The 23,676-nt window shown below is 68.5% G+C and carries 30 protein-coding genes and 1 tRNA gene; 16 read left to right on the forward strand and 15 right to left on the reverse strand.

Translation table 11 applies throughout. The features are described 5' to 3' along the window. Positions 1–264: 264 nt before the first annotated feature. Entirely contained in the window at positions 265–2,142 is a 1,878-nt protein-coding gene (locus ACZ45C_RS12055) for a radical SAM protein (RefSeq protein WP_460562429.1), read from the forward strand. Positions 2,143–2,146: 4 nt separating this feature from the next. Further along, a complete protein-coding gene (locus ACZ45C_RS12060) occupies positions 2,147–3,112 on the forward strand; it encodes an MBL fold metallo-hydrolase (protein ID WP_460562427.1) in 966 nt (321 codons plus the stop codon). Positions 3,113–3,128: 16 nt separating this feature from the next. On the opposite strand, the gene ACZ45C_RS12065 is transcribed toward ACZ45C_RS12060, so the two are convergent. Next, on the reverse strand, positions 3,129–3,749 hold the full coding sequence (locus tag ACZ45C_RS12065; protein ID WP_460562424.1) for an HAD family hydrolase: 621 nt from the start codon (positions 3,747–3,749) through the stop codon (positions 3,129–3,131). A gap of 86 nt (positions 3,750–3,835) precedes the next feature. Beyond that, the gene (locus tag ACZ45C_RS12070; protein WP_460562422.1) at positions 3,836–4,324 is read right to left on the reverse strand and encodes a DUF7321 family protein; all 489 of its coding nucleotides are present in this window, start codon (positions 4,322–4,324) and stop codon (positions 3,836–3,838) included. Positions 4,325–4,417: 93 nt separating this feature from the next. Between ACZ45C_RS12070 and ACZ45C_RS12075 the strand changes: the two genes are divergently transcribed. The 7 genes from ACZ45C_RS12075 (at position 4,418) to ACZ45C_RS12105 (ending at position 8,764) form a co-directional block, all read left to right on the forward strand. Then, positions 4,418–5,263 (forward strand): DUF7319 domain-containing protein, encoded by an 846-nt coding sequence (locus ACZ45C_RS12075; protein ID WP_460562420.1) that lies wholly within the window; start codon positions 4,418–4,420, stop codon positions 5,261–5,263. Positions 5,264–5,358: 95 nt separating this feature from the next. Continuing rightward, positions 5,359–6,006, forward strand: a complete 648-nt coding sequence (locus tag ACZ45C_RS12080; RefSeq protein ID WP_460562418.1) for a halocyanin domain-containing protein — start codon at positions 5,359–5,361, stop codon at positions 6,004–6,006. Continuing rightward, a complete protein-coding gene (locus ACZ45C_RS12085; protein ID WP_460562416.1) occupies positions 6,003–6,392 on the forward strand; it encodes a DUF7318 family protein in 390 nt (129 codons plus the stop codon). Before ACZ45C_RS12080 ends, ACZ45C_RS12085 begins: the two co-directional genes overlap by 4 nt. A 7-nt stretch (positions 6,393–6,399) precedes the next feature. Continuing rightward, positions 6,400–7,209, forward strand: a complete 810-nt coding sequence (locus tag ACZ45C_RS12090; protein ID WP_460562414.1) for a cytochrome b — start codon at positions 6,400–6,402, stop codon at positions 7,207–7,209. 4 nt (positions 7,210–7,213) lie between these two features. After that, positions 7,214–8,002, forward strand: coding sequence for a cytochrome b family protein (locus tag ACZ45C_RS12095; RefSeq protein ID WP_460562412.1), 789 nt, complete (start codon positions 7,214–7,216; stop codon positions 8,000–8,002). A gap of 35 nt (positions 8,003–8,037) precedes the next feature. Then, entirely contained in the window at positions 8,038–8,475 is a 438-nt protein-coding gene (locus ACZ45C_RS12100) for a DUF7315 family membrane protein (RefSeq protein ID WP_460562410.1), read from the forward strand. Between the two features lie 4 nt (positions 8,476–8,479). Continuing rightward, a complete protein-coding gene (locus ACZ45C_RS12105) occupies positions 8,480–8,764 on the forward strand; it encodes a DUF7314 family protein (RefSeq protein WP_460562408.1) in 285 nt (94 codons plus the stop codon). Between the two features lie 354 nt (positions 8,765–9,118). On the opposite strand, the gene ACZ45C_RS12110 is transcribed toward ACZ45C_RS12105, so the two are convergent. The 5 genes from ACZ45C_RS12110 to ACZ45C_RS12130 form a co-directional block, all read right to left on the reverse strand. Continuing rightward, a complete protein-coding gene (locus ACZ45C_RS12110) occupies positions 9,119–9,562 on the reverse strand; it encodes a DUF7313 family protein (RefSeq protein ID WP_460562406.1) in 444 nt (147 codons plus the stop codon). 14 nt (positions 9,563–9,576) lie between these two features. Further along, positions 9,577–10,428: an NAD(+)/NADH kinase gene (locus tag ACZ45C_RS12115; protein ID WP_460562404.1), complete on the reverse strand. Its 852-nt coding sequence runs from the start codon at positions 10,426–10,428 to the stop codon at positions 9,577–9,579. A 72-nt stretch (positions 10,429–10,500) separates the two neighbouring features. Then, positions 10,501–11,853 (reverse strand): M28 family peptidase, encoded by a 1,353-nt coding sequence (locus ACZ45C_RS12120; RefSeq protein ID WP_460562402.1) that lies wholly within the window; start codon positions 11,851–11,853, stop codon positions 10,501–10,503. A 74-nt stretch (positions 11,854–11,927) separates the two neighbouring features. After that, the gene (locus ACZ45C_RS12125; RefSeq protein WP_460562400.1) at positions 11,928–12,563 is read right to left on the reverse strand and encodes a DUF420 domain-containing protein; all 636 of its coding nucleotides are present in this window, start codon (positions 12,561–12,563) and stop codon (positions 11,928–11,930) included. Between the two features lie 102 nt (positions 12,564–12,665). After that, the gene (locus tag ACZ45C_RS12130) at positions 12,666–13,718 is read right to left on the reverse strand and encodes an NAD(P)-dependent glycerol-1-phosphate dehydrogenase (protein WP_460562398.1); all 1,053 of its coding nucleotides are present in this window, start codon (positions 13,716–13,718) and stop codon (positions 12,666–12,668) included. Positions 13,719–13,822: 104 nt separating this feature from the next. Between ACZ45C_RS12130 and ACZ45C_RS12135 the strand changes: the two genes are divergently transcribed. Further along, a complete protein-coding gene (locus ACZ45C_RS12135) occupies positions 13,823–14,221 on the forward strand; it encodes a DUF6276 family protein (protein ID WP_460562396.1) in 399 nt (132 codons plus the stop codon). 180 nt (positions 14,222–14,401) lie between these two features. Here the strand turns inward: ACZ45C_RS12135 and thsB are convergent, their stop codons facing one another. From thsB to ACZ45C_RS12160, 5 genes are all read right to left on the reverse strand, one after another. Beyond that, positions 14,402–16,048, reverse strand: a complete 1,647-nt coding sequence (gene thsB / locus ACZ45C_RS12140; RefSeq protein WP_460562504.1) for a thermosome subunit beta — start codon at positions 16,046–16,048, stop codon at positions 14,402–14,404. 337 nt (positions 16,049–16,385) lie between these two features. Then, positions 16,386–16,553: a hypothetical protein gene (locus ACZ45C_RS12145; RefSeq protein ID WP_460562394.1), complete on the reverse strand. Its 168-nt coding sequence runs from the start codon at positions 16,551–16,553 to the stop codon at positions 16,386–16,388. 235 nt (positions 16,554–16,788) lie between these two features. After that, positions 16,789–16,870, reverse strand: a tRNA-Ser gene (locus ACZ45C_RS12150). Between the two features lie 27 nt (positions 16,871–16,897). After that, a complete protein-coding gene (locus tag ACZ45C_RS12155) occupies positions 16,898–17,131 on the reverse strand; it encodes a hypothetical protein (protein ID WP_460562392.1) in 234 nt (77 codons plus the stop codon). Beyond that, positions 17,132–17,512, reverse strand: a complete 381-nt coding sequence (locus ACZ45C_RS12160; RefSeq protein ID WP_460562390.1) for a Rid family detoxifying hydrolase — start codon at positions 17,510–17,512, stop codon at positions 17,132–17,134. A 185-nt stretch (positions 17,513–17,697) separates the two neighbouring features. Between ACZ45C_RS12160 and ACZ45C_RS12165 the strand changes: the two genes are divergently transcribed. Beyond that, entirely contained in the window at positions 17,698–18,072 is a 375-nt protein-coding gene (locus ACZ45C_RS12165) for a DUF7577 domain-containing protein (RefSeq protein WP_460562387.1), read from the forward strand. Between the two features lie 15 nt (positions 18,073–18,087). On the opposite strand, the gene ubaA is transcribed toward ACZ45C_RS12165, so the two are convergent. Continuing rightward, positions 18,088–18,900 (reverse strand): SAMP-activating enzyme E1, encoded by an 813-nt coding sequence (gene ubaA / locus ACZ45C_RS12170; RefSeq protein ID WP_460562385.1) that lies wholly within the window; start codon positions 18,898–18,900, stop codon positions 18,088–18,090. Positions 18,901–19,222: 322 nt separating this feature from the next. Between ubaA and ACZ45C_RS12175 the strand changes: the two genes are divergently transcribed. Further along, positions 19,223–20,287 carry an ornithine cyclodeaminase family protein gene (locus ACZ45C_RS12175; protein WP_460562383.1) on the forward strand — a complete coding sequence of 355 codons (1,065 nt, stop codon included), beginning with the start codon at positions 19,223–19,225 and terminating at the stop codon, positions 20,285–20,287. A 56-nt stretch (positions 20,288–20,343) separates the two neighbouring features. After that, complete coding sequence (locus ACZ45C_RS12180) at positions 20,344–21,021, forward strand: dihydrofolate reductase (protein ID WP_460562381.1); 678 nt, start codon at positions 20,344–20,346, stop codon at positions 21,019–21,021. A 3-nt stretch (positions 21,022–21,024) separates the two neighbouring features. On the opposite strand, the gene ACZ45C_RS12185 is transcribed toward ACZ45C_RS12180, so the two are convergent. Then, a complete protein-coding gene (locus ACZ45C_RS12185; RefSeq protein WP_460562379.1) occupies positions 21,025–21,279 on the reverse strand; it encodes a hypothetical protein in 255 nt (84 codons plus the stop codon). 6 nt (positions 21,280–21,285) lie between these two features. After that, complete coding sequence (locus tag ACZ45C_RS12190) at positions 21,286–22,092, reverse strand: RlmE family RNA methyltransferase (protein ID WP_460562377.1); 807 nt, start codon at positions 22,090–22,092, stop codon at positions 21,286–21,288. Positions 22,093–22,284: 192 nt separating this feature from the next. Here ACZ45C_RS12190 and ACZ45C_RS12195 point away from each other — a divergent pair, with 192 nt between their 5' ends. From ACZ45C_RS12195 to ACZ45C_RS12205, 3 genes are read left to right on the forward strand one after another with little or no spacing between them, the layout of a single operon-like run. Then, the gene (locus ACZ45C_RS12195) at positions 22,285–22,467 is read left to right on the forward strand and encodes a CbtB domain-containing protein (RefSeq protein ID WP_460562375.1); all 183 of its coding nucleotides are present in this window, start codon (positions 22,285–22,287) and stop codon (positions 22,465–22,467) included. Position 22,468: 1 nt separating this feature from the next. Then, entirely contained in the window at positions 22,469–23,293 is an 825-nt protein-coding gene (locus ACZ45C_RS12200; RefSeq protein ID WP_460562373.1) for a CbtA family protein, read from the forward strand. Then, positions 23,290–23,649, forward strand: a complete 360-nt coding sequence (locus tag ACZ45C_RS12205; RefSeq protein ID WP_460562371.1) for a (2Fe-2S) ferredoxin domain-containing protein — start codon at positions 23,290–23,292, stop codon at positions 23,647–23,649. The genes ACZ45C_RS12200 and ACZ45C_RS12205 overlap by 4 nt, the downstream gene beginning before the upstream one ends. The last annotated feature ends 27 nt before the right edge of the window (positions 23,650–23,676 follow it).

Here is a 23,676-nt window from a genome sequence, read left to right on the forward strand (position 1 = left end):
CGGGGACGGCGGTGCGCTCCGCGAGCGCGACGAGGGCGACGCCGACGGAGACGCCGCACGGAAACCCCGGACCGCGCCATAGCAGACGACCGTACCGATCACGACGTACCGGACGAGTCGCTGGCGACGGGAGGGCGAGTCGGCTGGCACGACCGCCCGTTCTCTCCGATTGGTCTGAACCGATCGGGCGGTGGTGCCCGCTCCGGCGTCTGCGCCGCACGTTCCGCACGCTTTTCCCGTCTTGGCCGACTACGGTCGGGCAACATGACCGATCCGTCCGCGGCCGGTCGCGGCTCCCTCCCGCCCGACCCGGCCGACCTCTCCGTCACCATCGTCGACGGCTACGTCGACGAGCCGGCGCACTTCGGCGTCCCGCCGTACGTCTCGACGTACCCGCGGTACACGGCCGGCGCGCTCGTCGACGCCGGCGTGCCCGAGTCGCAGATCACCTATCACACCATCGACGAGCTCCGCGACGACCGGAGCAAACACGCCGACGTCGCCGGCGCGGACCTGTTCGTCTACGTCGGCGGGATGACCGTGCCGGGCAGCTACGTCGGCGGGACGCCGGCCGAACCGGACGAGGTGCGAGAACTCGGGTGGACGGCGGAGGGCGTCACGCTGCTCGGCGGGCCCGTGCGGTTCGGCGTCGGCGAGGAGAACGCCGGTGCGACCGAGACCGAGCGCGACGACCTCGACTACGACTTCGTCGCGATGGGCGACGTGGAGGCCGCCGCCTACGACCTCGTCCGCGAGGGACTAGAGGGATACGGCAACCGGATGCGAAGCAACGAGGAGGTCGACCGCTGGGCCCGGAAGGGGGCGTTCGTCGTCGAGCAGCACCCCAACCACCCCGACTACCTCATCTGCGAGATGGAGACCTCCCGCGGCTGCGCCTACCGGTGTTCGTTCTGCACGGAGCCGCTGTACGGGAGCCCGGCGTTCCGCGACGCCCGCTCGGTCGTCGACGAGGTCGACGCGCTCTCCGATAGGGGAGTCAGACACTTCCGGCTCGGCCGGCAGGCCGACATCCTCGCGTTCGGCGGCGACGGCGAAGCACCGAACCCGGACGCCTTACGGGAGCTGTACGGCGGCATCCGCGAGGTGGCTCCCGACCTCCGGACGCTCCACCTCGACAACATGAACCCGGTGACGATCACGGAGTACCCCGAGGCCTCCCGCGAGGCGATCCGCGTCATCGCCGAGCACAACACCCCGGGCGACACGGCGGCGTTCGGGTTGGAGTCCGCCGACCCGGTCGTCCAAGAGCAGAACAACCTGCTCGTCACGGCGGAGGAGTGCCTGGAGGCGGTCCGCGTCGTCAACGAGGAGGGGGGCTGGCGGCCGGGCGACGCGTCCGGGTCGACGCCGGGCGACCCGGAGCGGCTCGTCGGTCCCTCCACGGGACCGGACGCCTCGCCGCGACTGCCGAAGCTCCTCCCCGGTATCAACCTCGTTCACGGGCTCGCGGGCGAGCGGCCGGAGACCTACGAGCACAACAAGCGGTTCCTCCAGACGGTCTACGACGAGGGGCTGATGCTCCGCCGGATCAACGTCCGACAGGTGATGGCGTTCGCGGGCACCGAGATGGCCGAGACGGGCGCGGAGATCGCACAGGAACACAGAGACCAGTTTCAGTCGTACAAGCGGGAAGTGCGCGAGACCATCGACAACCCGATGCTCGACCGGGTCGTGCCGCCGGGAACGGTCCTTCCCGACGTCCACTTGGAGTACCATCAGGACGGGAAGACGTTCGGACGTCAGCTCGGCACCTACGCGCTGCTCGTCGCCGTCCCCGGCGAGCGCGAGCTGGGGGCCGCGATCGACGTGGCGATCACCGACCACGGCTACCGATCGGTCACGGGCGTTCCCTATCCGCTCGACGTCAACGCCGCGTCGATGGACGAGCTGACCGCGATCCCCGGGATCAACCGGAGCACGGCGGGCGATGTCGTCGTCGGTCGCCCGTACGAGTCGGTCGAGGAGGTCGACGCCGGCGTCAGCGACCTCTCGCGGTTCGCCGTCGTCGGCGATCTCGACGTGTCGATCCCCGGTCGCGAGCGATCGGGGGCGGGACCCGGTCCGGCCGCGCGGTCGCTTCTCGACCGGCGAGACACCTCTTCTATCGGCCGCGGCGACTGAGACGATGACGGGGAACCGCGAGGGATCGACGAGACCGACGCCGACGGAGCCCCCCGAGGTCACCCGCGTCGAGATCCCGGTCGACACTCGCGCGCCCGGCGGGACGACGAACGCATACCTCGTTGGCGGCGTTCTCGTGGATCCCGCGGCTCGCACGGACGCGCTGGACGCGGCCGTCGGCGTCGGCGACGCCGTCAGTGTCGGTGACGCGGGCGGGACCGGTGTCGAGGGGCGCGATGCGGGAACGCCGCACGCGGTCGACGCGGAGACGCCGCACGCGATCGACGCGATCGCGGTCACCCACGTCCATCCGGATCACGTGGGCGCTGTCGCCGCGTACGCCGAACTGACGGACGCACCGGTCGTCGCGCACGCGGACTACCCCGACCGGCTCGCGGACGCGACGGGGATCGAACCGGACGAGACCGTCCGCGACGGCGACCGGATCGGCGAGACCGCCGTCCGCGCGGTCGAGACTCCAGGTCACGCCGCGGACCACCTCGCGTTCGCGGTCGCCAGCGGAGGCGGCGGAACCGGTGACGGCGAGGTCGACGACGACGCCACCGAGCGCCGCGACCTGATCTGCGGCGATCTCGCCGTTGCGGAGGGAAGCGTCGTCGTGGGGGCGCCCGACGGTGACCTCGGCGAGTACCTCGCGAGCCTGAGACGCGTCCGTGACGCCGACTTCGATCGGCTGTGGCCGGGACACGGCCCGCCGATCGGCGATCCGGCAGCCGCCTGCCAGCGCCTGATCGATCATCGCCTGGCTCGGGAACGGTCGGTTCTCGGCGCGATAGAGGGAGGTGCACGCGACGTCGACGCCGTCCTCGAGACCGCCTACGAGAAGGACCTATCGGGCGTCGAGGATCTCGCCCGCGCGACGGTCGTCGCGCATCTGGAAAAGCTGCTCGCGGAGAGACGGATCGACGAGGTGTGGAGAGAGCGGCTCGACCGCGAGGACGACTGCTGAGAGCCGAGTATCGGGATCACTGTTGGGCTTCGAGTTCGCTCGCGACGGCCGACAGCGGCGTCTCCGTCACGTCGACGAAGCGGCCACCGACGTCGACGACGCCGCCGTCGGTCTGGGGATCGTCGCCGACGTGGGTCAGGGTCTCGGGCGCGACGCCGAGGGCCTCGGCGGCGGCTTCGAACGCCTTCGCGTGGGGCTTTCGCCAGCCGCAGCCGATGCTCGTCGTGACCGCGTCGAACTCGCCGCGGAGCCCGGCGCGGATCAGCGTCTTCGGAACCAGCTCGGGGACGGCGCAGTTCGAGAGCAGGCCGACCGGTCCCTGTTCGCTCACGTCGCGGACGGCGGCTCGCGCCCCGTCGCGTCGCGTCACGTCCGGATCGAACGCCGCGACCACGGCGTGTCGGACGGCGGTTCCGCCGGCGTCGACGCCGCGGGACTCGAGCGCGTGCGCGACGTGCGCCGGGAGCGGGACCTCGGCACCGGCGGGCGCGTCCACGTGTCGCTCGCCGTACGCGACGTGCCAGTCGTCGGGCACGTCCACGCCGCGCGACTCCAACTCGCGCGCGACGACCTCTGCCGGGTCGGACGGGTACGCGACGTCGACGAGCGTCCCGAACAGATCGAAGGTGACTGCCACGATGGGTACCGTAGGGGCAAACCGGGATTGAAGCTGTCGGTCGCCGCGACCGACTCACCACTACCGTGGTCGCCACCTCACCGTGGTCACCACCCCATCGCCGGGGCGACGTGGATCGCGTAGAACCGGTAGATCCCGGTGACCCACGCGCAGAGCCAGAGCAGCATGAACCCGGCGACGCCGACGCGGAGCCGCGACCGCCAGTGTCCCATGTCCTCGTGGATCTCGTCGATGTCGACGTCGGGGTTCCCGTAGGCGTCGGCGTTCCGCTTCGCCTGCAGGATGCGGACGATTCCGGTGAGCGCGAACGCCAGCAGCGCGTACGCCTGGAGGCCGAAGAACGCGTGAATCACGGCGAGCCCCGTCAGTCGCCGGAAGAGCCGGGGAATCATCCATCCGACGACCGGGACGGTGGTCAGCGCGAGCCCGACGCCGATGTACCGCAGGTGGTGCGTGAGGACGTTCCACGTCACGACCTCGGCGTCGATCATGATCCACGCCCCGTAGAGGAGAAACGGGAGGCTCGCCGTCACGGACAGCCCGGCGATCGCCGCGACGACCGACGAATCAACCATCGTCGACCGGTACGGTCTCCGGCGCGTAAAACTCCTCGATCGACGGGCCGCGGACGAAAACAGTTAGCGTCCGGAGCCCGTACGACCGAGACGATGGAGGACACCTCGACGGGATCGGACGCCGCGCCTCGATCGGAGCGAGGCTCTCAACACGAGGGAGACGCTCGATCGGAGGGAGATCGGGTCCCCGACGGGTCCGCCGACGACCGCAGCGGATCCGCCGACGAACTCGACGAACTCCGCGAGCGAGTCGAATCCGAGTACGACTTCGACGACTTCGGTCCGTCGGACATGGCGCAGATGAGTGCCGACGAGTGGGACGCCGCCTTCGATCCCGACACGTGGATCACGGGAGACCGACTCCTCGACCGAGCCGCAGACGAGCTGAAGTCCCGCATCGCTCGGCGGGAGGTGTTCGGCGTGCTAGAGCGCGTCCGCGCCGACGACGAGGAGCGGCTCCTCGTGTACTCGGACGAGGGGTACGCGATCATCCGACCGACGGGCGAGGTGATCGGGCAGGGGACGGTCCTCAGAGACGTCGAGCCGATCGTCGCGCTGGCGGCGATGGAGTCGTACGAGGTGCCGACGCCGCCGGACGACTGGTCGCTCCCCCACCCGGACACGGTCCCGGAGGGAACCGGCGAGTTCGGGAACCTGCTGATACAGGTCATCGCGGCCGTGCAGGTCCTCGCCGGTGCGGCGCTGCTCGTCGCCACCGTCGCGACCGATCTCGACACGATCGTCGCCCCGGCGATGGGGATTCTGTTTCTGATCGTCGGCGCGTTCCTGTTCCTGATAGTGGCGAACGCGCGGCTCTCCGATCGGTTCCGATCCGAGGAGTACCGCGACCGGCTTCGGGCCCTCCGGGAGGCGAAGGAACGCCCCGACTTCGTACCGGTCGATGAGGGTGTCGTAATCGAAGACGAACTGGAGGAGTGAACCGGCGATATCAACGGCTACAGGGCGTGTAAACCCTTCCCCGTCTACGGGTTCAGTCGGTGGGTTTAAGCGCACCCCGTCCTGAGTGAACCTGTATGAAAAGGCGGGAATTCGTGCGGACGGCCGGCGGTGCGACCGCCGCGGTCGCGGCCGGGGCTGGGGCAACCGGATCGGCCGCCGCACAGGAAGTGCAACCGGAGTGGCCGAGCGGTGTCACGAGTGGGAACCTCGGGTCGTACGTCGACGCCCGCGGCCAGGACGAAGTGACCGTCCAAGTCGGTGCCGGCGACGGTGGCCTCGCGTTCGATCCCACGCAGCTGTGGGTCGACACGGGCACCACGATCACCTGGGAGTGGACGGGTAGCGGCGGGGCACACAACGTCCAGACCGTCGAGGACGGCGGCCCGGCGAGCCTCGACAGCGGCGATCCGGTCGGCGAGGAGGGGACCACCTACGAGTACGAGGTGACAGAAGAAGACGCCGGCATCACTCACTACCACTGCGTCCCGCACACCTCGACCGGAATGCACGCCGGTATCGCCGTCGGCGAGGACGTTTCCACCGTCGAGGTCGGCGGCGCGTCCGACGGTTGGCCCGAAGATATCGCTTACGTCGGTATCGTGCTCCACCCGCACTGGGTCGGCCTCGCCGCGATTTTCGGCGTCGGGCTCACGTTCGTGTTCACCTTCTACCAGCTGAAGTACGGTGAGTCCGCTCACACCGGCCACGGGGGTGCCAGATGAGTTCCAACGAGTCATCCTATGGCGACATCCACCGGTATGAGCCCGCCAGAGAGAGCACCGCTGCCGCCATCGCAATCGTCCTCTTAACTATCATCGAGGTCGTGCTGGTCTCGCTTTTCGTCTTCGGGCTCATGTCCGCGTGGGCCTCGACGGAGTTCGGCAACATGTTCGTCGGCGCGCTGCTGGCGATGATATTCATCGACCTCGCGTTCGTTCTCATGTTGTACCGCAAGGAGTTCCTCCCCGATGTGATGATCGTGAAGAAGCGCCGCCGCAAGTGGGAGGACCTGTACGTCCGCGAGGACGAAAAAGACGGCGTGACGGTCGAGACCGGCAGCGCGATGGAGATGCTCAAACGCGCCGTGTACCCCTACTACAAGAAGTGATCCCCCAATGAGTCTCAAGAAACAAGATGAGATGGACCACAACGCGTGGCTCAAAAAGCAGGATCTGACGGTCATCGAGACCGCGTTTTTGACCACGCTCATCTGGCTGGACAAGCGGCTCCGCATCGTCGACTACCTCGAGCTGCTGGAGACGATGTACTACCGCGCGAACCTCCAGATGCCGAAGAGCCACACCGAACAGTACGACCTCGATAACAAGTTCTGGTACTGGTACCCGCTTTACTCGCTCGGCTCGCTCTCTATCATCGCGTATCTCGTCGCGGCGATCACCGGCGCGCTGTTGGGGTTCTACTACTCCCCGTCGACCGCCGGCGCGGCGGCACAGGGCGATCCGACGGCCGCGTACGACTCGCTCGTGCTGATCATGACCGACGTTCAGTTCGGCTTCATGCTCCGGTCTATCCACAAGTGGGCCGCTCAGTTCATGACGGCGGCCGTGTTCCTTCACATGCTCCGCGTGTACTTCACCGGGGCATACAAGGAGCCCCGTGAGGTCAACTGGGTGCTCGGCGTCGTCCTCATCGCGTTGACGCTGTTCTTCGGGTTCTCCGGATACGTCCTCCCGTGGAAGCAGCTGTCGTACTGGGCGGCACAGATCGGCGTCGAGATGGCGCTTGCGACTCCCATCGTGGGCGAGTGGGCCGCACAGCTCGTCTTCGGTGGGTTCACGCTCGGCCAAGCGACGCTCGTGAGAATGTACATCCTGCACGTCTTCGTGCTGCCGTTCGTGGTGACCGGCCTCATCGCGCTCCACGTCGGTATCGTCTGGGTGCAGGGCATCGCGGAGCCGCACTAATCCAATGACCGACGAACACACTCCCATGACTGACGGAGGCACCGACGGCGAAGCGCGCACCGACGGCGGCCCGCCGGCGACGGTTCCGCCGGACGACGAGACGCCGACCTGGTCCGAGCGCAAGGAGCGCTCACAGGGACTCGCACAGCTCACCTACCAGTACTTCGAGCGCTCGCGCCGCGAAGACGAGGACCTTCGAGCTGAGTCCACCTACGTCGAGCGCGACGTGCTCGGGTTCCCGGCCTGGCCCCACGAGACGCTTCGGAACCTCGCGATCACGAGCTTCTTCATCGGGATCATCGTGCTCGTCGCGGCCGTGTTGCCGGTCCACTTCGGGTCGCCGGCGAACGCCGGCTCGACGCCGTCGGTCATCCTCCCCGACTGGTACCTCTACTGGTCGTTCGGACTGCTGAAGCTCAACCCGATGAACCCCGAACTCGCGGTGCTCGGCGGGAACATCCTCCTCGGCAACGAGTTCCTCGGGATCATCGCGCACGGCGTCATCTTCGCCGCCATCACGCTCGTTCCGTTCCTCAACAAGGGGAGCGCGCGGCGGCCCGTCGAACAGCCGTTCTGGAGCGCCGTCGGCGTCACGGGCGTCATCCTCTCGTTCACGCTCGCCGCCCTCGCGATCCAGAACTTCTTCCCGATCGGGCTCGACCTGCTGTTCACGCTCACGTTCCTGCTTCCACCGGTGGGCGGCATTATCACCTACGCGGCCTTGAAGACGATGCGTGAAGGGTACATGTACGACCTGAACCGGCGGTACTACATGCTGCGGCCGCCGAAGTAGTCGTAGCCGTTCTCTCGCCGTTTCCATCACCGTTCATGTCCTCATCCCCATCAGCCGCCGATGACGATCCGCAGGCGTTCGACGAGACGGGTGACCCCGTCGCTGCGGACGATTCAGACGACCCGCGAAACGAACCGACCGGTCCTCGAGAGGGCCCCGCCGGCCGCGAGGTCGTCGTCCCGTTTCGGCTCTACAAGGCCGTCACCGTCTTCTCGACGCTGGCCGCGGCCCTCGCGTACATCGTCGGGTTCACGCTCATCGACGCGGCGACGCTTCAGTTGAGCGTGGTCCGGACCGTGATCATCTACCTTCTTGACAGCGCCGGCGTCCTCCCGTCGGACGACGTGCTCGTCGCGGTGCTCGCGATCGCCGGAATCGGGTTCATCGTGGGCGGAACGGCAGTGTACGTCTTGGGGACGCGATTCCGCGGACGCGGGATGGGAAAGTCTCAAGACACGTCCGACGAATCATGAGGTAATGGCAGACGAGTTCATCAAGGGGTTCACCCTGTTCGCGCTCGGGGCGCTCGCCTGGTTCACCTTCGGCGGATGGTACCGGACGCCGTCGTACTACGAGATCGTCCAGCTGGTCAACCCGGCAGAGGGAGTCAACACCGCCTACGGGCAAGTGGCACTCCTCGCCGGCGACGTCGCCTTCTGGCTCATGATTGTGGGTCCGGTCGTGTTCTGGGTGCTCATTCCAGTGAGCCGCGAACTCCGGAAGTCGCTGAACGACGACGGCGACGCCGAGGCCGCGAACTGAGGCGTACGGTCGGACGAACTAATTGTCGATCCGGGCATCCCGCTGTTTTTCGCCGTCATCGTGGCGCGCTGCGTGCAACCCTTCGTGAGCAGATATCGATGCGCTCGTCGTGCCTCTCATCATCGCGTGATATCTCTTCTCACCGCGTGAATGCACCGAGAGCAACGCCGACGGTCGTATCGTTCTGTCTGCCCGCCGAACTGAGGAAGCCGAGAAACGAGCCTCGCGCGACAGTTCGAGCCGCGCCGACACCGAACGCGACAAACGGTACGCAACACTGCAGTCGATCAGACGACGGCCGCGAGATCGGCCGTCGGAGAGGTCGCTCCGACGCTTCCGTCGAGGGGGACGCCCCTACGCGACGATGTACTGGTTCCAGATCCCCTCGACGAGGAAGAACAGCGCGTAGTAGGAGGCGTACACCAACAGGAGTCCGGACGCGGCGATAGCGCTTTTCGGCGCTTCGATCGTCATGTCGTTTCGCGCCTCGACGTTGCGCGCCTCCAGTTCGAACAGGTCGGCTATCACCATCGTGATGATGATCACGGAGACGATGACGCCGCTGACGGGCGAGTCGATAGCGAACAGAACGCCCAACAGGACGAGTCCGATATTCGTGAACACGTGCGGCGTGTACGGATCGACGCTGTCGCCGTCAGTCCCGTGTTCGACGTGCCGCCTGTGGGCGAGATGGCGCGTCACGATGTTCGCGACGGCCATCGTGAAGATCGCGTACGGCAGCACCGGTCCAACGGCGGACAGCCAGCCGAGGGGAATGAGGAACTGCAGTGGGTCCATACCGACATATCCGGTTACGAGTTATTAGAGTGTTTCCGATCGTCGCGCTCGGATCGGGGTGTCGCCACCGCAATATCGATCCGATCGACCGCCTCGATCGCGAGCGGACGGTTCGGTTCGACGAGACCGCGGCTCGTCCCGTCGACGACGAGCGCAACCGGCTCGCCCTCGCGTTCGATCGTCACCCTCAGCCCGGTGGCGGCGATCCACGAGTCGGTCTGGGTTCTGAACGGTGCGATCGGCGCGACGGAGAGTCCGCCACCGGGCTCCACGACCGATCCGCCGGCAGCGTTCGCGTACCTGCCGCTGCCGAGCGGTGTGGCGACCACGACGCCGTCCGCGCGAAACGTCTCCGCCGTTCCGCTGTCGAATCCGACCGCGAACTCGGATATGCGAGCGGGAGCGTCGGTGACGAGCGCGATATCGAACGCGGCTCGCGTCGACGACGACGCGCCGTCCACGGTGAGAACGGGATGTGAGGTCCGACAGACGCCGTCGATCGGTTCGAGCGTGGCGGCGATATCAGCGTCGCCAGCGGCATGTGAGGAGTCTCGCGACGCGGGATCTCCGGGGGCTGATCCGCCGAGGAACCGCCGAAGGACTCGCTTCACTCGATCGATATCGAGCGCGAGTCGATCACGTCCGACCGGGATCACCGTCCCGCTCGGCGCGGAGACGACGGTCTCTCGGAGCGCCTCGGAGCCGACGGCGACGATGACAGCGGCGTCGTCGGTCGGCGCGGGGGCGTTCGTCGCGGTCGACCGATCCCCTCTGGTGCGGTCGGCGATGTCGCCGATGACCCCGCGAAGCTCCGTCGCTCGGTCGCCGTCTCCGACGACCGCGACGCGGCGTTCCGACGCGTCCATGTTCGGAGGTGTGCTCGGGGCGCGTGAAAACCTCCCGGTTCGCGGCGGGACAGTGCGAAACCCGGGCGGCGGTCAGAACGGCCAGCCGCCCGTGAGCTTCATGCCGGTCGCCTTCCCCTCCGCTTCCAGCGCCGCCGCGATCATCTCGCGGTCGCGCCGCTCCGTGTCCACGGTCGCGTCGGCGAGTTCGACCACGAGTTCGGTCACCAAGATCGCCTGCTCACGGAGGTTCCGCGATTCGAGCTTGTCGAGCGTGTCCGCGCCGGTATGGCCCCAGCCGCGACCGCGACCCGCCGTCTCACCGGAGACCATGTACCCGGGGATCCCCCGCTCGACGAACGGCCAGTGATCGCTGTGCGGAACGAGTTCGGCACCGAGAGACACGGGGTGATCGAACCGGTCCGCCACGCGATCGGCGGCCGCTTCGAGCCCGTCGAACCCGTGGTGATCGAGCCGCAGCGTGCGACCGAACACGTTGCTGTCGACGTTGACGACGGCCTTGACTCGCTCCGGATCGACGGTGGCCGCGAACCGTGAGGACCCGACCAGCCCGACTTCCTCCGCTCCGAACCCGACGAATCGGACGCGCGTGTCGAGGTCGTCCTCGCGGGCGGCGAGCGCGCGGGCGACCTCGACCACCGTCGCCGTTCCCGCGCCGTTGTCCATCGCGCCCTCCGCGAGGTCGTGAGCGTCGACGTGCGAGGAGACGATCAGATACTCGTCGGTGTCGGGACCGATCTCGGCGGCGACGGTGCCGCTCTCCGCCTCGGGAGTCGTACAGTCGACGGCGACGGCGAGTTCGTCGCCCTCGTACCGGCGCGCGAGGCGCGAGCCGGCCTCCTTGCTCACCCCGACCGCGGGGATGTCGCCGATCGGCGCGTCAGGGGTGCCCACGCTTCCAGTCGGCGGAAGCGTCCCCTCGACGTGGTTCGCGAAGACGAACGCGGACGCCCCCGCCTCGACGGCGCGATAGTACTTCTCGCGCCGGTGGACGAACCGGTCGAGCGAGTCGGGCGTATCGGACGAGACCATCACCACCGCCCCGTCGAGGTCGCCAGCGGCCTCGAAGTCCTCGGGGACGCCGTAGTCGAGGTCGACGAACTCGCCGGCCGCCTCGGAAGCCGGGCTCCGGGGGAGCGCGACACACTGGTTCGGGCCGCTCGCGACGGTGGGATTCTCGCAGTCGGTGGTCGCCTCGTCGCCCTCGACCAGTCGGATCGCGCTGTCGCCGCGCTCCCACCCTTGCACGTCGAACGGTTCGATGCGGGCGTCTCGCGCGCCGACAGCGTCGAGCGCGTCGCGCGTGCGTTCCAGCGCCTCGCGCTCGCCGTCGGAGCCGGCCATGCGGTTTCCGATATTAACGAGGGTCTCGAGGTGGGCCCAACCGACGTCGCTCGTGAACGTGTCGCCGATCCAGTCGGTCATGCGTGTGGGTGCGTCGGCGAGCGCTCAAGCGTTTCGGTGGCGGCACGGCCGCCGACGGGCCGCGCTCTGCCCGGCTACGGTCCCGGGAGAGCCGGGAGGAGCACCGCGGCGGCCTCAGCCGCCTCGAACGTCGAGTCGTACACGTGGTTCAAGAGGAGGTAGGTGACGACGCCGAGGACGAGAGAGAGCAGCCACGCGCTCGCCGCGATCCGCCCGACGCGTCGGTGCGGCGTCTGGTTTCGGAGTTCGCGCTCGGTGTGCGTGAGTCCGAGGACGATGGCGTAGAGGACGACGGGAACGGAGACGACAGAGAGGACGATGTGGACAGCGAGCATGACCAGGTACGCGTAGTACGCCGGGTCTGGACCGACGAACAGCTTCGTTCCGCCGCCGGCGACCTTGGGGAGGTACATCCCGAGGAACAACAGGATGAGCGCGAACGACGTCGTCATCGCCGCGGCGTGTTTTTTCACCTCGTCGTTGCGGATCCAGTACCAGCCGAGCGAGAGGGTACAAACCGTTATCGTGTTGACCGCGGCAATCGCGTGTGCGAGGAGATCGACGGTCGCCTTTGTCAGCGTGGGAAACAGCGCCTGAAAATCGGGGACGAGAAACACCCCGCCGACGGCCCCGTAGCCGACGGCGGTGAGGAGCAGGGTGATCGCGCCTGCTCGGTCTCTGGCCCGGTCGCGGAGGGTCGCGGTGGACATACGCGGGGTTGTCGCGGGACGGTTAACTTGCTTTCGAGGGTCGGCGGCGGCCGTCGCCGACCGCCGATGACGCCCGTCGCGGACGCCGGTCCGCGGCAAGTCTCACCCGTCGATGACGCCCGTCGCGGACGCGACCTCGATCGCCGCCTCCTCGTTGATCCCGCCCTGGAGGATCGTGTACCGGTCGCGGATCTCGTGAGCGCTGGTCAGCGCGGCTATCAGCTCCGCGTCGTCGACTCCGAGTTCGGCGGCGGTCGTCGGCGCGTCCAACTCGGAGAGCGCGTCGCGGATCGCCGCCCACCGGCCGTCCTCGCCGCTGTGGAGGTACTCGGTCAGGACCGAGGCGACGCCGACCTGGTGGCCGTGGAGCGCCTTGTCGGGAGCTATCCGGTCGAGCTGGTGTGAGATGAGGTGTTCGGCCCCGGAGGCGGGCCGCGAGGATCCCGCGATCGACATCGCGACGCCGGAGGAGACGAGCGCTTTCACGACTACCCACGACGACTCCTCTAATCCGGGGCGGATCATGTCCGCGTTCTCGACGAGCAGCTCCGCGGTCATCTCCGAGAGCGCGCCCGCGTACTCGCTGTACTCGACGTTCCGGAGCCGCCGGGCGAGTCGCCAGTCTTTCACCGCGGTGTAGTTGGAGATGATGTCCGCACAGCCCGCGGTGGTGAGCCGCCACGGGGCCTCCGCGAGCAGCGTCGTGTCCGCGACGACGGCCAGCGGAGGATCGGCGGCGACCGAGTGGCGCGTGTCGCCCTCGGGGATCGACGAGCGCCCGGAGACGATCCCGTCGTGGGAGGCGACCGTGGGGACGGAGACGAACCCGACGTCGAGGTGGTCAGCGGCCATCTTCGCGATGTCGATCGGCTTGCCGCCCCCCAACGCGATCAGGTAGCCGGGATCGATCGCCTCCGCGGTCGCGGTGAGTTTCTCCACCGCGTCGAAGGAGGCGTCTTCGACCACGGCCGTCGCGGGGTCGTCGAACTGGGCGCGCACCCGGTCGCCGGCGATCTCGTTCGGCGTGGGGCTCGTCACGATCAGCGGGCGACCCGTGAGGTACAGGTCGCCGACCGCCTCGCCGAGGTCGTTGAGGACGTCGTGACCCACGAGCACGTTTCGCGGGAGCTTGATCCACGTGGTCTTCTCGAACATAGGCCACGAATGCGACCGGAGCGTCTAGAAGATGCGGATTCGCCCCGGCCACGCCGGCGTCGCCCGTAGGTCCGCTTATGGACGTCCCCGCCCTACCGCCGACCATGACGTGTCCTCACTGTGGCGCCGCGGTCGTCGCGTTCGCGGTTCCCTCGTCGATCCGCGAGCACGCGCCGGCGGCGGAGACGGCGATCTGCACGCGTTGTCTGCGGACGACGTCGGCCGCCGAAGTCGACGTCCCCGCCAGCGACGTGGCTTCGACCGGAGACGCCGACTTCGGCGCGGTCGATCCGGCCTTCCCGAGCGGCGAGGCCGGCGTCGCGCTCGCGCTCGTCTGCGGCCATCTGGAGTCGCTCGCGCTCGAACGCGAGTCGGTCGAGACGCTGATCGAACACGCGGAGCGCGCCGGGGCGGACGTGTTCGCGTTCCTCGGCCGGCTCGACGCCGCGGACGCCGCGTTCGATTTGGACCGCCGGCGTGCGGCGCTGCTCGACCTGCTGTGACCGCCTCCCGCCGACGAGCGCGGCGGCTGTCGAACTAGCGCGCGTGGAAAACGGGGTGGGAGCGTGCGTGTGTTCGAATTGCGATTCGCCGTCAAAAGTGAGGCTCCTGACGGAACCTCGCTTACATCGGCTGCGTCAGACGGAGCCTGACGGCCTATGGAAATCTGTCTCCGACAGATTTCACATAGCGCCGCCCATACCGCCCATACCGCCCATGCCGCCGGCGGGCGCGCCGCCCTCGTCGTCGTCGCCGGCGGTCGAGAGGTCGCCCGCCGAGATGATGTCGTCGATTTTCAACACGAGGTTCGCGGCCTCGGCGGCGGAGGCGATCGCCTGCTCTTTGGCGTGCGCCGTCTCGACGACGCCGGCTTCGGCCGTGTCCTCGACTTCGCCGGAGAAGACGTTCAGTCCGGCGTGTGCGTCGCCGCTCTCGTGAGCCGCGCGCAGGTCGACCAACAGGTCGATCGCGTCGAGTCCGGCGTTCTCGGCGAGCACGCGCGGAATCAGTTCGAGCGAGTCGGCGAACGCCTCGACGGCGAGTTGCTCGCGCCCCTCGACGGAGTCGGCGTAGTCGCGCAGCCGGCGAGCGAGTTCGACCTCGATGGCACCGCCGCCGGGGAGCGTGCGTCCGTCGGAGACGGTCGTCGCGACCACGTCGATCGCGTCGTTGATTCCGCGTTCGAGTTCGTCGACGACGTGCTCCGTGGTGCCGTACAAAAGCAGCGTGACGCCGTGGGCGTCCTCGCCCTCGACGTAGAACAGCTCTTCTTCCGTGTCGCGCTCGACCGAGCCGATCGCGAGGTCCTCGGCGGACAGCGAGTCGAGGTCGGTGACGATGGGGGCGTCGAGCACGTTCTTCAGGAAGGCGAGGTCGGACTTCTTCGTCCGACGAATCGCTAAGATTCCCTCCTTCGCGAGGTAGTGCTGAGCGAGGTCGTCGATCCCCTTCTGACAGAAGACGACGTCCGCGCCGCTCTCGACGATCCGGTCGACCTTCTCGCGCAGCTGTTTCTCCTCCTGATCGAGGAACTTCTGGAGCTGGTCGGGAGAGTCGACGTTGACGGAGGTGTCCACGTCGGCCTCTTCGACTTCGATCGGGTCGTTGAGGAGGAGGACGTTCGCGTCCTCGAAGTCGGTCGGCATGTCCTCGTGGACGGGGTCCTTGTCGATGACCGCGCCGGAGAGCAACCGGGACTCACCGGCGGCGCGCCCGGTCCGCGTCTCGATGTTGAGGTTCGCGAGGTCGACGACGTGCGAGCCGTCGTCGGCCTCGACGGTGACGCCCTGGATCGCGCGGACGACGAGGTCAGCGAGCGTGACCTTGTCGAGTTCCGCGCCCTTGCCCGTCATCGACGTCTCGGCGACGTTCTTGAGCGTCGCCGTGTCGTCGGGATCGACCGGGGTGGCGATCTCGTCGACCTGGTCGCGGGCGTACTCGCTCGCGAGGTTGAATCCCTTGATGACCGCGGTCGGATGGATGTCCTGTTCGAGGAGGTCCTCGGCGTTCTTCAACAGTTCGCCCGCGATGGCGACCGCGCTCGTCGTGCCGTCGCCGGCCTCGTCCTCTTGGGTCTCGGCGACCTCGACGATCATCTCGGCGGTCGGGTTGTCGATGTCCATCGTCTGCAGGATGGTGACGCCGTCGTTCGTGATGGTCACGTCGCCCATCGAGTCGACGAGCATCTTGTCCATCCCTTTCGGCCCGAGCGTCGAGCGTACGGACTCGGCGACGCCGCGCGCCGCGGAGATGTTGTACTCCTGTGCGTCCTTGTCCTTGACGCGCTGGGCGTCGTCGCCCATGATGATCATCGGCTGACCCTGCTGCATTCGCTGGCTCATACAGCGTTTGATTGATTGTGATTCTATATAAACATTTCGTTGATCAGTATCTCGGCGATTCCAGACATCGGACGCGAGCTACGGGTGAAACCACCGGACAGTGTCGGTTCTTCGCAATATACATGCGAATAGTTAGCACAACACTCTGACGGGTTCGAACCGGCTATCGTGTGCCGTTTATATACTTGTCTCGCGGTAGACCGCGATTCCTCTATCCGGTCTCTCCTCCATCCGGTCTCTGTTCTGAGCACGCGCGCGAAGCGAGAACGCTCACGACGCCGCGATCGTCATCGAACGTGGAGCGAAAAGAAGTTCGGCCGCGAGATCACCGAGCCGAGTCACCGTCGCTCGCGAGGTACTCGGTATCGGCCCCGTCAGCCGTCGGCTCCGGCGGTTCGTCGTCCGCGTCGAGTTCGCGTCGGTTGAGCCGACTCTCCAACTGTCGGCGCTTGTTTTTCCCCTTCCGCTCGCGGCCTGCTTTCGTGTCTGGCATCGTCATCCGTGATAACACTTCCCACACATATGAGTCTTATGTCGGGGATTTGTCTTTTCGCCTCGACACCGCTGGAATAGTCGCTACAGTGCTGCGGCTCGCGACAGGAGCACAGCTGTGAGAACACCCGTTTCGGTGGGGCGGTCGATGACTGATAGGTTCAAATCTGCGGCGCTTCGCTATCGCAGTACTCGCTCGTCGCTGTCGCTCCTCGCTCGTTGTTGCGACAGCAAAACGCCAGGAGAGGGATTTGAACCCCCGATCCCGGATGGGAACACGCTTTCCAGGCGTGCGCCTTACCACTCGGCCATCCTGGCCCGTATCCGGATAACTCGGTGGGACTGTTAAGTCCTTCTTTTCGCGCGGAGTCGGTGTTCGGTGACGTACGCGATCCCGCCCGACGCGACGGCGATCCCCGTCGCGATAGCGACCGCTCCGGCGAACGAGACGGGGAGATCGCTCCCGGCTACGAGCCGATATCCCTGCGCGAGCGCGAGGAACGAGAGTCCCCCGACGAGCCCCCACAGGGCGGCGGACTTCGCGCGAGCGTCGATGACCGGTCCGTCTCCGTCGCCCATCTACTCGACGAGGGCGACCGCCTCGATCTCGACGCCGACGCCCTTGGGGAGCGCGCCCGCCTGCACCGCCGACCGGGCCGGCGGCGACTCCTCGAAGTACGTCGCGTACGTCTCGTTCATCGCCTCGAAGTCGTCGATGTCGGCGAGGAAGACGGTCGTCTTGAGCACGTCCTCGGGCGACGCGCCCGCCTCCGCCAACACGGCGACGAGGTTGTCGAGCGCCTGTTCGGTCTGCGCGGCGATCGGTGCGTCGTCGAGCAGCTCCCCCTCCGGCGTGAGCGGGATCTGTCCGGCCGTGAACGCCAACTCGCCCGTGGTCGTCGCCTGGCTGTACGCGCCGACTGCCGCGGGCGCGTCGTCGGTGTGGACTGTCTCTTTCATGCGTTCGCCGGTTTGACGGGAGCCACAAAGAGTACCCGGGACTGCCGCCGCCTGCGCCCCTTCGACCGCGTCGGCGGTCGCCGTTCGTCCCGCGCGTGCTCCCGAACCGACTCGCCGTCGGTTCCGCTCCCCGCCGGGCAGAACCACCGATGTGCATTTACTACTGGCCTGCTAACACACACCACATGACGGGTGACTCTCTCGTGCCGATCGCCGTGGTGTTCGTCGGGACGCTCGCGCTCACCCTCGTGACCGCGTGGTTCCTGGTCCGACGCAGTCCGGGATCTGACGCGGTTCTCGGCGGTGAGCGGACGGGGTCGACCGCCGTCGAGCGCGGAGCGGCCTCTCGGCCGAAGGCGGGCGTCGGAACCGCCCCCGCGGAGCGACCGGAGGGCGATCCGCCGCCGCTCGACGCCGACGGCGAGACCGTTGTCTGTCGCCACTGCGGCGCGGAGAATCGGCCGGCGTTCCGCTACTGTCGGTGGTGCGTCCGCTCCGGGTTCGTCGGCGAGGGATCGGACGCGACCGCCGGGCCGACGATGACCGGGCGCTCGCTGTGACGCGGCGCGGCCGCCTCAGTCGGCGTCGACCCGACAGCCGCCGGCGTAGTCGATCCCCGTTATCGTCTCGATGCCGTCATCACCGCACACCGGACAGTCGGGGTTCCGCTGATACGAGACCGTCTCGAAGGACATCTCCATCGCGTCGTAAAACAGGAGGCGACCGGTGAGCGGCTCGCCGGCGTCGAGGAGGAGCTTGACCGCCTCGGTCGCTTGGATGCACCCGACGGTGCCCGGCAGGACGCCGAGCACCCCGGTCGCCGCGCAGTCGGGAACCGTCCCCGGCTCCGGCGGCTCCGGGAACAGACACCGGTAGCAGGGCCCGTCGGGGACGAGTGTGGTCGCCTGCCCTTCGAACTTGTATATCGCACCATGAGCCACGGGAACCCCCTCGATCCGAGCGGCGTCGTTGACGACGTACCGCGTGCGGAAGTTGTCCGCGCAGTCGACGACGACGTCGTACTCGCCAATCAGTTCGCGGGCGTTCGTCTCGTCGAGACGCGTCTCGTGCGTCTCCACGTCGATGTCGGGGTTGAGTCGGTCGACGTATCTGGCCGCCGATTCGACTTTGGGCTCGCCGATGTCGCTCTCGCCGTGGATCACTTGCCGCTGGAGGTTCGAGCGCTCGACCACGTCGTCGTCGACGATTCCGAGCGTGCCGACGCCGGCGGCCGCGAGGTACTGGACGACCGGCGCGCCGAGCCCGCCCGCGCCGAGCACGAGCGCGCGCCCGTCGAGGAGGCGCTTTTGCCCCTCCGGACCGACCTCGTCCATGATGATGTGTCTGGAGTAGCGATCGAGCTGCGTCGCATCGAGCGAGAGGTCCATGTGGTACCGTGGAGCGTGAGTCGGTATAATCGTGTTCCCGCCCGACCGCTCCGCACAGCACCTCACGCCTCCCCAACCTCGTCGCTCACTCCGTTCGCGACTCCCTCGCGCGGCGCTGTTCGCGCCCACCGGGCGCTCACAGGCGCGCGCCACCGCAGCCTAGTCAGTCGCGCCGCCCACCTCGCTGTCAGCCTCGCAGTCAGCCATGCCGACCGCCTCGCAGTCAGCCATGCCGACCGCCTCGCAGTCAGCCATGCCGACCGCCTCGCAGTCCGGCGTCGATCCAGCAGGGTTCAAGTGTCTCACCGGCAAAGATTGCGACATGCAGACCCTGCTTCTCAACGCCGACGCCGTCGACGAGAACGCCCGCATGGACCGCGTGATCGACGCGGTCCGCGGCGCGTTCGCGGCCTACGAGCGCGGCGACGCGATCATGCCGGCGAAGTCGTACATCGACCTGCCGGAGTACGACGGCGACTTCCGCTCGATGCCCGCGTACCTCGACGTGCGCGAGGCGGACACCGCCGAGGAGACGGCCGACGGCGGCGGGTGGGACGCTGCGGGGATCAAGTGGGTGAACGCGCACCCGGACAACCCCGCCGACCACGATCTCCCGACCGTGATGGGGACGATGATCTACTCGGACCCCGAGACCGCGTTCCCGCTGGCGATCCTCGACGGCACGACGCTCACGATGAAGCGCACGGGCGCGGCCGCGGCGGTCGCCACCGACCACCTCGCGGTCCCCGACGCGACCAGTCTGGGGATCGTCGGCGCGGGCGTCCAGTCGTACACCCAACTGGAGGCGATCGCCGAGGTGCGAGATATCGAGGAGGTCGTGGTCAGCGACCTCGACGCGGAGCGCGTCGCGGCCTTCGTCGACGCCTTCGAGGACCGGTTCGACGTTCGGGGCGGCTCCGTCTCGGAGGCCGGCCACTGCGACGTGCTCTCGACGGTGACCCCCGTCGAAGATCCGATCGTCGGCCCCGACGACGTGGGCGATCACACACACGTCAACGCGATGGGGGCCGACGCCGCCGGCAAACACGAACTCGACGACTACCTGCTCACCGAGGCCACGATCGTCATCGACGACCGCGAGCAGTGCACCCACTCCGGCGAGATCAACGTCCCGTACGCCGCCGGCGTCCTCACCGACGACGACATCTACGGCGAACTCGGCGAGATCGTCGTGGGCCGGCGCGCCGGGCGAGCCGGAGCCGGCGGTGTACCGGACGCGAACGCGGACGACGGCGTGCGCGGCGTCACCGTCTTCGACTCGACCGGCCTCGCGATCCAGGACGTGGCGGCCGCCCGCGTCGTCTACGCGCAGGCCGACGACAACGACAACGGCTACCCGTTCGACCTGCTCGGGCTCGACGGCTGAACGGGCGGGCGCGCCCGACGCGCGGGTTTTTGACTGTCGGTCCCGTACGGACCCCCGTGCAACTGGTCAGCGTCGCGGCGCTCGCGGAGAACCGCACCATCGGACGCGAGGGCGAGGTGCCGTGGCCCCACATCGAGGCCGACGTGCGACAGTACCGCGAGCGCGTCGCGGGCTCGCCGGTCATCCTGGGCCGTCGCACCTTCGACTCGATGCGCGACGACCTCCCCGGCAGCCGCCAGATCGTCGTGAGCCGGAGCGTCGGCTCCGTGGACGTGCCGACCGCGGTCGTCGCGAACGACGTCGAGTCCGCTGTCGCGCTGGCGCGCGACCTCGTCGGCGGGGGCGATCGCGGGACGCCCGGCGAACCCGACCCGGCGGCGACCGAAGCAGATCCGGTCGCGGCCGAGGCCGACCCGGTCGTCAGCGGGGCGGTCGAGTCCGAGCCGGTCGAGGCCGACCCGACCGTCACCGGGACGGAGGTACCGCCGGATCCGTCGATCGAGTCCCGCGGAGCCGACGCGACCGACGACTTCGTCTACGTGCTCGGCGGCGGCGCGATCTACGAGCTGTTCCAGCCCAACCTCGATCGGATGATCCTGAGTCACGTCGAGGGCGCGTACCAGGGCGACACCGTCTACCCCGCGTGGGACGACGAGGACTGGACGGTCGTCGCCGAGACCGACTACGACCGGTTCACGCTCCGCGAGTGGGTCCGACGCGAGACCGCGGCCTGAGCGTCACTCCGGTTCGGGACCCTCGGTGCGGCGCAGCCGCCGCCTGACGACGAGTCCGACGACGAGCACGGTCCCGAACGTGACGACCCCCGAGATCAGCGCGCCGCGGGCCGTGGTCGCGCCGGTCGCGATCGCGGTCGTCGACGCGCCGCCGCCCGCGATGGCCGCTGCCCCCGCAATACCGCCGATACCGAGACAACAGAGGCTCAACAGGCCGACGACCGACAGCGACCCGAATACTCCGGCGTCGCGTTTCACGGGTCGCTACGCCTCGTCGACTTCGTCCTCGCGTTCGCTCTCCTCGCGCACGCGCTCTGCGAACCCGAACCGAGGCTTGGCGTCGACGACCTCGACGGTCAGCGTCTCGCCGACGACGGCGTCGCCGACGAACAGCGAGTACCCCTCGACGTAGGCGATCCCGTCGCCCTCGTCGCCCAGCTCCTCGACGGTCACTTCCAGCCGGTCGCCGGCCGCGACGGGAGCCGTGTTCAGTCCCTTGGCGACGAGGTACACCTCCGAGGAGGAGTCCCGCGAGGCGGGCGGCGAGACGGTTCGGAGGTACTGGAACTCCGCGCGCACCTCCTCGCGGAACGCGTCCAGATCGTCGCCCTGGAACACCTTCACGACGAAGTCGCCGCCGGGCGCGAGCAGCTCCTCGGCCACGTCGAACGCCTGCCGCGCGAGGTGGACCGACCGGGCGTGGTCGAGCCCGTACTCGCCGGTCATGTTCGGGGCCATGTCGGAGACGACCGCGTCCGCGCCGCCCTCACCGACCGCCTCCCGCAGGTAGTGGCGGGTGCGCTCTTCCGTCATGTCGCCGCGGATCGTCTCCACGTCGTGCTCGTCGAACTCGTCGATGCGCTGGAGGTCGACGCCGACGACGGTGCCCGACTCGCCGACCTCCTCGGCCGCGACCTGCAGCCACCCGCCCGGCGCGGCGCCCAGGTCGACGACGGTGTCGCCGCGCTCGAAGAGGTCGGCCTCCTCGTCGAGCTGTTTCAGCTTGTAGGAGGCCCGGCTCCGGTACCCCTGCTGTTTCGATCGATTGTAGTAGTCGTCTTTCCCGCTCATCGGCACGTCACCCCTCTCCGTGCCGTGGTCAGATCTCGGTTCGCCGGCGAATTCGCGTTCATACGGGAGCACACGTCGCGGATCCGGAAAGGTACGTCGAACGGGCGGGACGAGTCGGCGGCCGGTTCGCCGAGCCCGCGTGACTCGGAAAGATTTACAAGTGCGCTTTCTCTCGTACAAATCAGATTGTCAATGACGGCGAACACGGTACACGATCGGCTGGCGCTCGCGCGAACGACGCTCACGCCCACGCAGGTGCTGTCCGTCCTCATCGCGGTGGCGGCGCTCGGCTTCACCCTCGTCATGTTCCAGGAGCCGACGGCACACGAGGCGATGCACAACTTCCGGCACGCGGCGGGCGTCGTCTGCCACTGAGATGATCGCCGCCTACGTGGTGAACGGCGTCAAGGCCGGCCTCGTCGCCGGCGTCGCGTTCGGGCTCCTCGTGGCGCTCGTGGCGAACCCGCTCGTGGCGTTCGCGGAGGAGCGCGCGCAGATCCAACACGACGGGGACGCGGCCGATACGGGCGGCCACGACCACGCCGGCGCTGGCTCCGATGGCGGTCACACCGACGCCGGCGGCCACGACCACGCCGACGGCGGCCTCCCGGCGGTCGTGTCGAACGGTGTGAGCGTGCTCTCCGGCGTGCTCTGGGGCGTGTTCCTCGGCGTCGCGGGGTTCGGTATCGCCTTCTACGTCCTCGAACCGATCGTCCCGGGCACCGGCGCGGTCCGGAGCTACGTCTTCGGCGGCGCGGGTTTCCTGACGGCCTCCGTCGCGCCGTGGCTCGTCTTCCCGCCCGCGCCGCCCGGCGTCGCGCGGTCGCTGGACCCGAACGCGGCGACGCTGCTCTACTGCGGGGCCGTCGCGGCGGGCGCAGGCGCCTCCGTCGCCGGCATGTACGCCTACGACCGGCTCTGCGACGAGCGTGGCCGGGTCACGGCCGTCGTCGGCGGTCTCCTCCCGTGGGCGCTGCTCGTCGCCGGCGCGGTCGCTCTCGTCGGCGTGCCGGCCGTTCCCGTCCCGGGCGGGATGTCGACGGCGCTCGCGAACGGACTGGCCGGGCTCGTCGTGTTCGGACAGGCGCTCACCTGGCTGGTGCTGGCCGGGGCGCACGCGCGGTTCCACGACGGCGGCGGCGCGGACGCGGGACTGACCGGCACCGGATTCGCGGACGACGCGCCCGCGGGGAGCCCGTGAACGAGGAGAGCGCGGCGGTCCGCGACGCCGGTTTCACCGACCACGTGCTGGTCTGCACGAACGCCCGCGACTCGGAGTACGCCGCCTGTGCGGAGGCCGACGCCGACGGGGTCGTCGACGCGGTGCGGTCGTGGCTCCGCGACCGCGACGTGTTCTGGTCGCGCGTGTACGTCGCCGAGACAAGCTGTCTCGGGCTGTGTAGCGCCGACGGGGCCGCGGTCGCGGTCCACCCCCGCGGGCGGTGGTTCACCGAGGTGACGCCCGCGGACGTTCCGGAACTCATGGCGGACGTGTTCGGCCCCGACGCGACGGACCTCGGACGCGGGCCGACTGCGCCCCCGACCGACGCCGACTGACCGGCCCTCCCGCCGCCGACGCGAGCC

The sequence above is a fragment of the Halorubrum pallidum genome, assembly GCF_055380345.1.